The sequence below is a fragment of the Pseudonocardia sp. TRM90224 genome, assembly GCF_021245725.1.
Classification (GTDB): domain Bacteria; phylum Actinomycetota; class Actinomycetes; order Mycobacteriales; family Pseudonocardiaceae; genus Pseudonocardia.
The window spans coordinates 31,000-43,066 of record NZ_JAJGSX010000041.1 but is presented as its reverse complement, the minus strand read 5'-3'; the positions used below and the strand labels follow the sequence as shown (position 1 = coordinate 43,066).

Genomic DNA, 12,067 nt, shown 5'->3' with positions numbered 1-12,067 from the left:
CAGGTAACCGATGAGGGAGAACCACCCGTGCAAGCACGCATTGACGATTCCGCCAACCCCGACGTCACCGCCGCCGTCCGGCTCCTCTACAAGGCGATCCACTCGGGCGGCGTGGACGGGCGCCTGCTGGAGCTGGTGCACCTGCGCGCCAGCCAGATCAACGGCTGCAGCCCGTGCATCTTCGCCGGCACCCACGCGGCGAAGAAGAACGGCGAGACCGACGAGCGCCTGCACACCGTGGTCGCCTGGCGCGAGGCCCCGTTCTTCAGCGACGAGGAGCGCGCGGCGCTCGCCCTGACCGAGGCGGCCACCCGGATCCAGGACGGCGCCCCGGGCGTGACGGACGAGATCTGGGACGCGGCCGCCGACCACTTCGACGAGAAGCAGCTCTCCGCGATCATCCTCAACATCGCGGTGACCAACTTCTTCAACAGGATCAACCGGGCGGTGCGGACACCGGCGGGCACGACGTGGTGACCGTCGACAACGACGTTCTGGCGGTTTGTTAGCGCTAACAACAGCTATAACGTCGTTGTCGACGTCAACCTCGGGCCGGTGGGACATCATGTTCGCGTGAGTAGCCGCGTTGGTCCCGTGTCCGAGCGGGAGGCCGAGGTGCACGTTGCGCTCGGCGAGCACCTGAGCAACGCCGAGATCGCGCACCGCCTGTTCATCTCGGTGCGCACGGTCGAGAGCCACGTCTCGTCGTTGCTGCGGAAGTACGGGGTGTCCGACCGGCGTGCGCTGGCGGCGCTGGCCCCGCAGCCGCAGGAGCAGGGCGGCGGTGCGCCGGCGCCGCAGCCCGGGCGGCTGGGTGGGCTGCCGGCGGCGCGCACGACGTTCGTCGGGCGGGCGGAGGAGCGCACGGCGATCCTCGAAGCACTGCAGGCCGAGCGGCTGGTGACGCTGGTCGGGCCGGGTGGGGTGGGCAAGACGCGGCTGGCGGCCGTCTCGGCCGAGGCGGCGGCTTCGACGTTTCCGTTCGGTGGTGCGTTCGTGGACCTCGTACCGGCCCGCGACGGGTTCGTCGAGCAGGCGGCGGCCGCGGCGCTGGGCGTCGTGCCACGCGCGCAGGAGGAGCTGGCCGGCGCGGTGGAGGAGCGGCTGCGCCGCGGGCGTTCGCTGCTGGTTCTGGACAACTGCGAGCACCTGGTGGAGGCCGCGGCGGCGTTCACCGAGCGGATCCTCTCGGCCTGCCCCGAGACGACCGTTCTCGCGACGAGCCGCGAGCGGCTCGGCATCCCCGGCGAGCGGATCGTGCCGGTGGCGCCGCTGCCGCTGGCGTCCGACGCGGAGGCGCTGTTCCGGGACCGCGCCGGCGCGGTCGACCCCGGGTTCGCGGCCGACCCGGACGTCGTCGCGCAGCTGTGTGCCCGCCTCGACGGCATGCCGCTCGCGATCGAGCTGGCCGCGGCGCGCAGCGGCTCGCTCGACGCCGCCGACCTGCTCGCCGGGCTCGACGACGCCCTGCGCCTGCTGGCCGGCGGGCGCGGCACGGACGAGCGGCACCGCTCGCTGCGCGCGGTGATCGACTGGAGCTACTGCCTGCTCGCCGACGACGAGAAGGAGATGTTCCGCAGGCTCGCGGCGTTCGTCGGCGGGTTCGACCTCGACGCCGTGCTCGCCGTCGCCGCGCCGCAGCCCGCGCAGCGGGGTGCCGCCGCCGATGTGCTGGGCCGGCTGGTCGACAAGAACCTCGTCGTGCGCAGGCGGTCCGGCGGGTGGCGGCTGCTGGAGACGGTGCGGGTGTTCGCATCGGAGCTGCTGGCCGGCAGCCCCGAGCTGCCCGCGGTGCGGCAGCGGCACCTGGGCTGGGCGGCGGTGACCGCTCGCGAGCTGGAACGCCGTGATGACGGGTGGACGGCCCGGTTCGACGCCGCCGCCGACGACCTGCGCAGCGCGCTCGTCAGCGCACAGGACGAGGGCCAGGACGAGGGCGGGGCGCACGGGCTCGCCCGCTCCCTCGCCACGCTGTGCTTCGCGCGGCGGTTCCTGATGGAGTCGCTCGACCACTTCCGGACCGCCGCCCGGCTGGCCCCGACACCGGCCGACGCGGCCGTGGACCTGCGGGCCGCCGCCGACTGCGCGCACGTCGCGACCGCGTCCCAGCTCGCCTTCCAGCTGCTGGTGGACGCCGCGGAACGGGCCCGGGAGAGCGGCGACGGCACGGCGTTCGCGATCGCGCAGGCCCGGGTGGTGGAGCTGGCCGACCGCTTCCACACCTTCTTCGACACCGGAATCCCCGTCGACCGGCTGCGGATGATGCTCGCCGAGGCGACCGCCGCCGCGGGCGACGACCCGACCCCGATTGCGCGGGCGCGGCTCGCGATCGCGGCCGCGTGGACCGCGGGTCCGGAGCGGATGACCCCCGACCCCGAGCTGGCGACGGCCGGGCTGGCCGCGGCCCGGGCGGTGGGCGACCCGCTCGTCATGAGCGCCGCGCTCGACGCGGTGATCTCCGCCGCCGCGCACGCCGGTCACCTGCGTGAGGCCAACCGGCGCAGCGGGGAGCGGCTGGCCGTGCAGGCGACGCTCGACCGGTACGAGCCCGCGGCGGCGCCCGAGATCGAGGACGCCTTCCACGTCGGCGCGGTGTGCGCGATCGCGGCGGGCGACCTGCCGACCGCGGTGCGCATCGCCACCCGGGTGCGCGACGACGACCTGGTCGGCGAGCACCCGTACATCTCGGCGAGCAACATCGTCCCTGCGCTGGTGCTGACCGGCGACCTCGACGAGGCACTGCGCTCGGCGACGACGATGTGGGAGTTCTGGGAGCGCGCCGGCCGGCCCGCCGCGGCGTGGATGGCCTCGGTCGTGGCGTTCGCGGCGCTCGGCTACGGGCTGCACGGCGACCACGCGGGGTTCGTGCGCTGGCGGGCCCGGGTGGCCGAGGTGGCGAGCGCGAGCACGGCCTCGTCGTCGCGGAACCTCGCCCCGGCCGCGGCGTTCGCCGACGCCCGCTACGCCGTGCACACCGGGGACCTCGCCGATGCCGCAGGCCAGGTGCAGCGCGCCTTCGCCGACCACAGTCGCAGCAACTACTGGCCCTACACCCTGGCCGCCGGTGCCGAGCTGGCCGTCGTCGCCGGCCTGCCCGACGCCGCGGAACGGGTCGCCGGCGCCGCAAGCGCGGCGGCGGAGAACGACTGGGCCGCCGCGGCCGTCGCCCGCGCCACCGGCCGCCTCAACGGCGACCGGGCAGCGCTCCAGACCGCCCTGGACGGCTGGGACCGCATCGGCGCCCGCTTCGAACACGCGGCAACGCTGGCGCTGCTCGACGGCTGACGCACGCCGCCCGCACACGGGAGACGCCACGGGGTCCCGGGGAGGGCAGCAAAGCCACTTTCCTGCCCTCACAGGGCCTGAAAGTGGCTTTCCTGCCCTCGCGTGCGGAACGTACGCATCCCCGGCCCGGCCCGGTTGGCTTCCGCGCGGGACGGTCAGCCGACCAGCAGACCCCCCGGCCCCAGCGCCAGCTTCGCGAAGCGTTCCCCGATCCGGCGGTGGGCCGCGGTGTCCGGGTGCAGCTGGTCGGGCAGCGGCAGCTCGGCGGCGTCGGCCTCCCCGTAGAGCTCGCGCCCGTCGAGGTAGGACAGGTGCGGGTCGGCGGCCGCGCGCTCGGCGGTGATGCGGGCCAGCTCCGCCCTGACGACCGTGAGCGTGAGCTTCCCAGGGCCGGGCTCGCCCGTCGCCCGGAACTGCGGCGCGCCCGTGCTGAGGTCCATGACGCACGGGCCCGGGGTGTCCTCGTGGATGGGGCAGAGGATCGGCGAGACGACCAGCAGCGGCGTGCTCGGGTGGCCCTCGCGGATGGTGTCGAGGAACCCGTGGACGGCCGGGCCGAACGCGCGCAGCCGCATGACGTCGTGGTTCACCACGTTGATGCCGATCTTGATGCTGATCAGGTCGGCCGGGGTGTCGCGCATGGCGCGGGCGGTGAACGGGTCGAGCATCGCGCTGCCGCCGAAGCCCATGCTGACCAGCTCGACCCCACCGTGCGCGGCCGCCACCGCGGGCCACGTCGAGGTGGGGCTCGCGGCGTCCGAGCCGTGGCTGATCGAGCTGCCGTGGTGCAGCCACACCCGGCGGCCGCGGTCCGGGATCGGCCCGACGGGTGTGTCGGTGCGCAGCGCGACGAGCTCCGTCCGCTCCCGGTGCGGCAGCCAGATCTCGACGTCCTTCTCCCTCACCGGCAGGTCGGTGAACCGGACGGTGGTGACGGGGCCGGGCTGCAGCTGCGCCGCACCGGTCGTCACATCGACGGTGAGGACGTTCCCGCCGTCCGCGACGGCGCTCGCGGTGGGGACGCCGTCGACGAGCAGGTCGTACACGCCGTCGGGCCGCGGCGCGACCCCGGCGTAGGCGAGCTTGGTGGGCAGGACGTCCAGCTCGACGGCGGTTGCCGCCGTGCGCATCGCCAGCCGCACGCCGGAGGGCTGCGCCTCGACCATGGCGAGCTGCGGGTCGGTGTTCTGCGCGCGGGCGCGCGCCGGTAGCCGGTGCGGCAGCAGGCCGTGCTCGGTGCGTTCCAGCTCCGCCGCGCCGCGCAGCAGCCGCTCGTCGAGCGGTGTGGTGATCCAGCTGTCCATGAGCAACAGCATGCCCTTCGCGGAAAAGTGCTCATGAGGTGAGCACTTCAACCGGGAGGATGTGACCCATGGACATCGTGGAATGCGCGGACGCGACCGAGTTCGAGCGCTGGCTGGAGCAGCACCACGACACCGCGAAGGAGGTGTGGCTGGCGATCGCGAAGAAGGGCGCGCCCGTCCCCACGGTCACCCGGGACGCAGCGCTCGACGTCGCCTTGTGCTTCGGCTGGATCGACAGCCAGACCCGAACCATCGACGAGCACCGCTACGTCCAGCGGTTCTCGCCCCGCCGCAAGGGCAGTCCCTGGTCGATGATCAACGTCGGGAAGGTCGAGGAGCTGGAAGCGGCCGGCCGGATGCGGCCGGCGGGCCGTGCCGAGGTCGCGACCGCCCAGGAGGACGGGCGGTGGGCCGCCGCGTACGCCTCCCAGAGCACCGCGACCGTCCCGGACGAGCTCGCCGCGGCGCTCGCCGCCGACCAGGCAGCCGGAGCCGCGTTCGAGGCGCTGTCCCGCAGCAAGCGCTACGAGCTGCTGCTGCCGCTGCTGAAGGCACGCACGCCGGCCGGGCGCACGAAGTGTGTCGAGCGGATCGTCGGCAGGCTAGGAGCGCCCTGAACGACTGGGACCTACTGCGCGGCGCCCAGGCGGCGCCCTCGCGGCGTTGCGCGGATACGTCGGTACAACAGCGGTATCGCCGTATCCGCGCGCCTTGCGAGGACACCGCCTGGACGTCGCTCGCTACGGCCCCAGTCGTTCAGGACCCTCCTGGAAACGCCCGTGCGACGCCCGTGAGAGGCCGCCGGAGGAAGCTTGCAGGGTGCTGACGCTGATCTACCTGGTGGTCGCCGCCGCCGCGGTGGCGCTCGCCTGGCTGCTGCGACGCCGGGTCGCCGCCGGCCGCGCGGGCAACCGCCCGCCCCAGGCGTTGAGCCCGGTCGAGGTGGGTCATCTGGCCGGCGGCGACGTCTTGGCGCTGACCTGCGCACTCGCCGCGCTGCGATTGCAGGGCCTCGTCGCGACGGCCGGGCGGGACGTGCTCGTGGCGATCGGTCCGACTCCCGCGCAGGCGCCGCCGCTGCAGCGCGCGGTGCACGCGGCCGTCGCGGCCGGGACGGATCGCCTGCCGGCGCGCCCGACCATCCGCGCCGCCGGGGTGCTCGGCCGGCTGCCCGGCGACCAGCGCGTGCGTGCGGCACTGGACGCCGTCGAGGACGGGCTATGCGCCGACGGCTACCTGCTGACCGCCGCCGACCGGGAGACGGCGCGGCGGCCTGCGTTCCTGCCGCTCGCCGCGATCGCCGCGGGCCTCGTGCTGGCGGCGTTCGCGGTGCTGACCGGCTCGTCGACCGACGGCATCTTCACGATCATGGTCGGGTTGGTGGCCGCGGTCGGGTGGCTGCTGGTCGTCGTGCCGAGGCGCACGCGGCTCGGCACCCGCACGTTCACCGAGGTCCGCGCGAGGCTCGATCACCTCGCGCCGCGCTGGGAACCGTCGTGGCCGCTCTACGGGCCGGTCGCCTACGCCATGGCGATCGCGCTCTTCGGCGGCGCGGTGGTGTGGCGGGCCGACCCGGGCTTCGCCGCCGACGCCATGCTGCCGAAGTCCCGCCTCGACGCACAGGGCAACGTGATCCGCAGCGGCTCGGGCTCGGGCTCAGGCTCGGGCTCATCGAGTGGGAGCGAAGGCGGGCTCAGCTGTGGGGGCGGGGACAGCGGCGGCGGCAGCAGCTGCGGGAGCAGCAGCTGAGACTCACCCGTGCATGCGGTGCAGCCGCTCCCGGGCCAGGTCGAGGTGCTGGCGCATCGCTTCCGTCGCGGCCGTGGCGTCGCCGGCGGTGAGCGCCTCGACGAGGTCGCGGTGCTCGTTGATCGCCTCGTTGCCGGTGCGCCAGCCGTAGTAGAGCCGGTAGAGGTGCAGGTGGGCGTGGGTGCGGTCGAAGGCGGCGCGGACGGCTTCGTTGCCGGCCAGCTCCAGCACAAGGTCGTGCAGGCGTCGGTCGTGCGCGGCGAGCGCCCGGTAGGCCTCGTAGCCGCTGTCCGGTGGGGCCTGCTCGCACGACGCCAGCTCCGCGCGCAGGCGTCTCGCGCCGTCGGGCGTCATGCGTTCGGCGGCGCGGCCCGCACTGGGCGGCTCCAGCATGAGGCGCAGCTCGTACAGCTCGTCGACCTGGGCGGGGGAGAGCAGCGGCGTGCAGACGTACCCGCGGCGGGGCAGCTTCACCACGAGCTCGTCCGATTCGAGCCTGGCCAGCGCCTCGCGCAGCGGGGTGTGCGAAACCCCCAGGTCACGGGCCAGTACGTCGATGGTGATCTTCGAGCCGGGCGCGATCGCGTTGTCGAGGATCAGCGCCTTGACGCGCTCGTAGACATCGGACGACTTGGCGAGCACCGCCTTGACATCGTGCACACGCACCAGCATATCCTATACAAAACCCTATAGGATTTGCAGGCAGTCCAACGGAGGAGCCGATGCGGGTGTCGTACCGGAAAGGGCTGGCCAAAGCGGTCGCCACGATCGCTGCCGTGGCGGGGCTCGCGGCGTGTGGGGGAGGCGGCGGGACCGCCGCGCCCGACGGGACGATCGCGCTGTTCACGTGGGTCGGCAGCGAGAACGACCGTGCGCAGTGGCAGGAGTTCGTCGCGGCCGGCCAGAAGTCGAAGCCCGACCTGAAGGTCTCGATCGACGGCCCCAACTTCGAGGACTACTGGACCAAGGTCAAGACGCGGCTGTCGGGCGGCGACCCGCCGTGCCTGCTCACCACCCAGTCGGCGCGGGCGCAGGAGCTGGCCGCGCTGCTCACCCCGCTCGACGACCTCATGGCCACGCACAACATCAAGAAGACCGACTTCGACCCTTCGATGATCGAGGGGATGACCGTCGACGGCTCCGTGCGCGCGATCCCGTACGACGCGGAGCCGATCGTCGTGTTCTACAACGTCGACAAGTTCACGCAAGCCGGGCTGACCCCGCCTGGCGCGACCTACTCCCGCGACCGGTTCGTCTCCGACGCGAAGGCGCTGACCAGCGGCGGGAAGTTCGGGCTCGGGATCTCGCCGGGCCTGTTCCCCGCGCTCGCGCACGCATCCGCCGGCGGCAGCACGTGGCTGGCGAACGGGCAGCTCGACCTGACCAACCCGGCGTTCGTGAACGACATGCAGTGGTACTTCGACCTCGCGAACGTGCAGAAGGTCGGGCGCAGCCCGGAGGCGTCTACGAAGTCCGACGAGATCCACCAGTCCTTCATCAACGGGGACGTCGCGATGATCACCGAAGGCCCGTGGAACTACGGCGACTTCGCCAAGGCCGTGCCGTTCCAGCTGGGCATGACGGTGGTGCCCAGCCCGTCGGGCGCGCCCCGGGCGATGACCGCGGGCTCGGGGTTCGGGATCGCGGCCAACTGCGCCGACAAGGACGCCGCCTTCGCCGCGATCGTCGCGATGACCAGCGTCGACGCGCTCGGCACGGTCGCCGGCTCCCGCGGGATCGTCCCCTCGCGGGCGGAGTCGCTCCCGGCGTGGTCGCAGGGCAAGACACCCAGCGCCACCGCGGTGATCGAGGCATCGCTCGGCAACGCCGTGGCGCAGCGCACCACGCCGACGTGGAACCAGGTGGAGACGCTGTTCACGCGCTACATGTCCGAGGGCTTCACCGGCCAGCGCACGGCGGCGGACATCCTGCGCACGATCCAGGGCTCCGTGTCGGGTGGCTGACGTGAGCACCCGGACCGCCGAACGCCCGACCGTGGCAGAACCCGTTCCCGTCGCCGTCGCGCCACCCGCGCGGCGGCGGCAGGACGGGCGGGTCGCGGCGCTGTTCCTCGCTCCCGGCATGGCCGGGTTCGTCGTGTTCATCGTGGTGCCGCTGGTCGGCTCGCTGGTGATCAGCCTGTTCGACTGGCCGCTCTTCGGCACGCCGGAGTTCGTCGGCGTCGCCAACTACGTGCGGATGTTCAGCGCCGACCCGTCGTTCTTCACCGTGCTGGGCAACACCGTGCTCTTCGCGGTCGTCTACACGGTGCTGAACCTGCTCGTGGCGCTGGCGATGGCGCTGTGGCTGAGCAGCGGTGTCGCGACGAGCGGCTTCTTCCGCGTGGTCTTCTTCCTCCCGGTGATCACCCCGATGATCGCCAACGCGCTCGTGTGGCGGCTGATGCTCACCGACGACGGGCTGGTCAACGGTGTGCTGGCGGGCTTCGGCATCGACGGGCCGAACTGGCTCGCCGACGGCAACTGGGCGATGGCGTCGGTGATCGCGATGTCGGTCTGGCAGAGCTTCGGCTACAACGTGATCGTGCTGGGCGCCGGCATCGCGGCGATCCCCAAGGAGATCGTCGAAGCGGCCAGGGTCGACGGCGCCGGCGCGTGGCGACGGCTGCGCACGATCGTCGTCCCGATGATCTCGCCCTCGCTGTTCTTCGCCAGCATCATGACGATGATCGGCGCCTTCCAGGTGTTCGTGCAGCCGCAGGTGCTCACCGCGGGCGGGCCGGGCGAGGCGACCAACACGATGGTCCTGCACCTGTACCGCAACGGGTTCTCGTTCGACATGCTCGGCTACGCGTCGGCGCTGGCCTGGGTGCTGTTCGTGATCGTCATGCTGATCACGGCGCTGCAGTTCGTCGGCCAGCGCCGGTGGGTGAACTATGACCAGTAAGCGGACCAGTAGGCGATCGATCAGGTCGTGGCTGAGCACTGCCGCCCTCGCCGTGGTGGCGTTCGTCTTCACCATCCCGTTCCTGTGGATGCTGCTCACGGCGCTGAAGCCGCGCAACGAGGTGTTCACGCAGACTCCGCAGCTGTTCGGCAGCGAGATCCTGTGGTCCAACTTCGCCGCGGCGTGGACGGTCGTGCCGTTCGCCCGGTTCGTGATCAACGGGTTCGTCGTGGCGGTGCTCGGTGCGCTGCTGTCGGTCGTCGTCGCGGTGCTCTCGGCGTACGCGTTCTCACGCCTGCGGTTCCGGTTCCGCGACCGGCTCTTCCTGCTGTTCGTCGGCACGCTCGTGCTGCCGCAGGAGGTGCTGGTGGTGCCGCTGTTCATCATGATGAACGAGCTGGGGCTGGTGGACACCTACGTCGCGCTGATCGTGCCGTTCGCGTTCACGGCGTTCGGCACGTTCCTGATGCGGCAGTTCTTCCTGACCGTGCCGGTCGAGTACGAGGAGGCCGCGCGGATCGACGGCGCCACGCGGCTGCGGACGTTGTGGAGCGTCCTGCTGCCGCAGCTGCGCGCGCCGCTCTCGGTGCTGGGCGTCTTCTCGTTCATCGGCTACTGGAACAGCTACCTCTGGCCGCTCATCGTGATCAACTCGCAGGAGCTGGCGACGATCCCGCTCGGGCTCTCGATGTTCACCGGCGAGCGCGGCACGGAGTGGAACTACGTGATGGCGGCGTCGACGATCGCGGTCGTGCCGAGCGTGCTGATCGTCGCGCTGCTGCAGCGGCAGCTCGTCAAGGGAGTGAGCATGGGGGGATTCGGTGGGCGCTAGTGATAGCGGGGGGAGCGACGGCTGCATCGTCGAGGCGTCGGCGTGGCTGTGCGACATCCCGGTCGAGACGGTCCGCACCGACGCCGTGCAGTCGTTCGTCAAGCAGGAGACGATCTTCGTGCGGGTCAGGACGAAGGGCGGCACGGAGGGCGTCGGCTACAGCTACACGATCGGCAACGGCGGCGCGGCCGTGCTCAGCCTGCTGCGCACGCAACTGCTGGAGCTGCTCGTCGGGCTCGACGTCGACCGGCCGGAGCATGTGTGGTCGACGCTGTTCAGCAGCACGCGGGCCACGACGGTCGGGGTGCTTACCTCGCTCGCGCTCGCGGCCGTGGACACCGCGGTGTGGGACGCCCGGTGCCGGCGCGCGGACGTGCCGCTCTGGAAGGCGGCGGGCGGCGCGCGCGACCGGATCCGGCTCTACGACACCGAGGGCGGCTGGCTGCACCTCGGCACCGACGAGCTGGTCGCGCATGCGCTCGCGACGAAGGAGCGCGGCTTCTCCGGCGTGAAGCTGAAGGTCGGCAAGCCCGGCGCGCACGAGGACCTGGAACGGCTGCGGGCGGTGCGCGCGGCCGTCGGGCCGGGGATGGATCTCATGGTCGACGCGAACCAATCGCTGACCTCGGCCGAGGCGATACGCAGGGCGGCGCTGTTCGAGACCGTCGACGTGATGTGGTTCGAGGAGCCGCTGCCCGCCGAGGACGTCAGCGGCCACGAGCGGCTCGCGGCGTCGACGAGCGTCCCGGTGGCCGTCGGCGAGAGCATGTACGCGATCGGGCAGTTCAAGGAGTACCTGCACCGGGGCGCGGCGGGGATCGTGCAGGTCGACGTCGCGCGCATCGGCGGGATCACGCCGTGGCTCAAGGTCGCGCACCTCGCGGAGGCCTACAACGTGCAGGTCGCGCCGCACTTCCTGATGGAGCTGCACGTCTCGCTGGTGTGCGCCGTGCCCAACGCGCTGTACCTGGAGCACATCCCGCAGCTGCGCGCGGTGACCAGCGCCGAGATCCGCATCGAGGACGGGCACGCGCTGGCGCCCGACGCGGCCGGCATCGGGATCGCGTGGGATCCGGACGCGTTGGAGGCGCATGCGGTCATGTGATCGATGAGGCTTGCCCCGGGGCGGTAACGTGCCCCGCGGTCTGCCGAGACGAGGAGGGGCTCGTGAGCGTCCTGATCTGCCGCACATGCGCGGTCGAGCACAGCGAGAAGGTCGACGTCTGCAAGATCTGTGCCGACGAACGCCAGTGGGTGCCAGCGGAGGGGCAGGTGTGGACGACGCTCGACGAGCTCGCCGACGCCGGCTACCGCGTCGAGCTCACGGAGTTCGAGCCCAACCTCTACGGCATCTCCAGCACGCCGAACTCGGGGATCGGGCAGTACTCCAAGCTGGTGCGCACGCCGGCCGGGAACCTGCTCTTCGACCCCATCGGCTACCTCGACGACGAGGGCGTGCGCGCGGTCCAGGAGCTGGGCGACGTCGTGGCGATCATGGCCAGCCACCCGCACATGTTCGGCGTGCAGGTCGAGTGGAGCAAGCGCCTCGGCGACGTGCCCGTCTACGTCTCCGAGCCGGACCTGGAATGGGTGGCCCGCCCCGACCCGGTGATCCGCCCGTGGAGCGGCACGCTCGAGCCGCTGCCCGGCGTGACGCTCTCGCAGCCCGGCGGGCACTTCCCCGGCAACTCGGTCGTGCACTGGGCGGCGGGCGCGGGCGGCAAGGGCGTGCTGCTGGCGAGCGACACGATCTTCGCCAACCCCGACCGGACGTCGGTGAGCTTCATGCGCAGCTACCCGAACCGGATCCCGCTCTCCGGGGCCGTCGTCGAGCGGGTCACCGCGCACGTGGAGCGCTACGAGTTCGACCGGCTCTACGGCAACTTCGCCAACATCATCGACCACGACGCGCGCGCCGTCGTCCGCCGCTCCGCCGACCGCCACATCGCCTGGGTGAACGGCGACAACGACCACCTGACGTAGATCCCCC

The 12,067-nt window shown here is 72.2% G+C and carries 11 protein-coding genes; 9 read left to right on the top strand and 2 right to left on the bottom strand.

Annotated features, from left to right (window positions below; genetic code table 11):
- Positions 1-27: 27 nt before the first annotated feature.
- Positions 28-477: a carboxymuconolactone decarboxylase family protein gene (locus LL648_RS35755; protein ID WP_232667262.1), complete on the top strand. Its 450-nt coding sequence runs from the start codon at positions 28-30 to the stop codon at positions 475-477.
- Between the two features lie 96 nt (positions 478-573).
- Positions 574-3,285, top strand: coding sequence for an ATP-binding protein (locus LL648_RS35750; RefSeq protein WP_232667261.1), 2,712 nt, complete (start codon positions 574-576; stop codon positions 3,283-3,285).
- A gap of 155 nt (positions 3,286-3,440) precedes the next feature.
- Here LL648_RS35750 and LL648_RS35745 read toward each other — a convergent pair whose 3' ends face one another.
- A complete protein-coding gene (locus LL648_RS35745; protein ID WP_232667260.1) occupies positions 3,441-4,589 on the bottom strand; it encodes a GDSL-type esterase/lipase family protein in 1,149 nt (382 codons plus the stop codon).
- Positions 4,590-4,657: 68 nt separating this feature from the next.
- On the opposite strand from LL648_RS35745, the gene LL648_RS35740 reads away from it, so the two are divergent.
- Positions 4,658-5,206 carry a YdeI/OmpD-associated family protein gene (locus LL648_RS35740; RefSeq protein ID WP_232667259.1) on the top strand — a complete coding sequence of 183 codons (549 nt, stop codon included), beginning with the start codon at positions 4,658-4,660 and terminating at the stop codon, positions 5,204-5,206.
- A 202-nt stretch (positions 5,207-5,408) separates the two neighbouring features.
- Positions 5,409-6,338 (top strand): TIGR04222 domain-containing membrane protein, encoded by a 930-nt coding sequence (locus LL648_RS35735; protein ID WP_232667258.1) that lies wholly within the window; start codon positions 5,409-5,411, stop codon positions 6,336-6,338.
- A 3-nt stretch (positions 6,339-6,341) separates the two neighbouring features.
- On the opposite strand, the gene LL648_RS35730 is transcribed toward LL648_RS35735, so the two are convergent.
- Positions 6,342-7,004 (bottom strand): GntR family transcriptional regulator, encoded by a 663-nt coding sequence (locus LL648_RS35730; RefSeq protein ID WP_232667257.1) that lies wholly within the window; start codon positions 7,002-7,004, stop codon positions 6,342-6,344.
- 56 nt (positions 7,005-7,060) lie between these two features.
- On the opposite strand from LL648_RS35730, the gene LL648_RS35725 reads away from it, so the two are divergent.
- The 5 genes from LL648_RS35725 to LL648_RS35705 all read left to right on the top strand — a co-directional run bounded on the left by LL648_RS35725 (position 7,061) and on the right by LL648_RS35705 (position 12,060).
- A complete protein-coding gene (locus tag LL648_RS35725; RefSeq protein ID WP_232667256.1) occupies positions 7,061-8,302 on the top strand; it encodes an ABC transporter substrate-binding protein in 1,242 nt (413 codons plus the stop codon).
- A gap of 1 nt (position 8,303) precedes the next feature.
- Positions 8,304-9,245, top strand: a complete 942-nt coding sequence (locus LL648_RS35720) for a carbohydrate ABC transporter permease (protein WP_232667255.1) — start codon at positions 8,304-8,306, stop codon at positions 9,243-9,245.
- Positions 9,235-10,077: a carbohydrate ABC transporter permease gene (locus LL648_RS35715; protein ID WP_232667254.1), complete on the top strand. Its 843-nt coding sequence runs from the start codon at positions 9,235-9,237 to the stop codon at positions 10,075-10,077. Before LL648_RS35720 ends, LL648_RS35715 begins: the two co-directional genes overlap by 11 nt.
- The gene (locus LL648_RS35710) at positions 10,067-11,182 is read left to right on the top strand and encodes a mandelate racemase/muconate lactonizing enzyme family protein (RefSeq protein ID WP_232667253.1); all 1,116 of its coding nucleotides are present in this window, start codon (positions 10,067-10,069) and stop codon (positions 11,180-11,182) included. The genes LL648_RS35715 and LL648_RS35710 overlap by 11 nt, the downstream gene beginning before the upstream one ends.
- A 62-nt stretch (positions 11,183-11,244) precedes the next feature.
- On the top strand, positions 11,245-12,060 hold the full coding sequence (locus LL648_RS35705; RefSeq protein WP_232667252.1) for a hydrolase: 816 nt from the start codon (positions 11,245-11,247) through the stop codon (positions 12,058-12,060).
- The last annotated feature ends 7 nt before the right edge of the window (positions 12,061-12,067 follow it).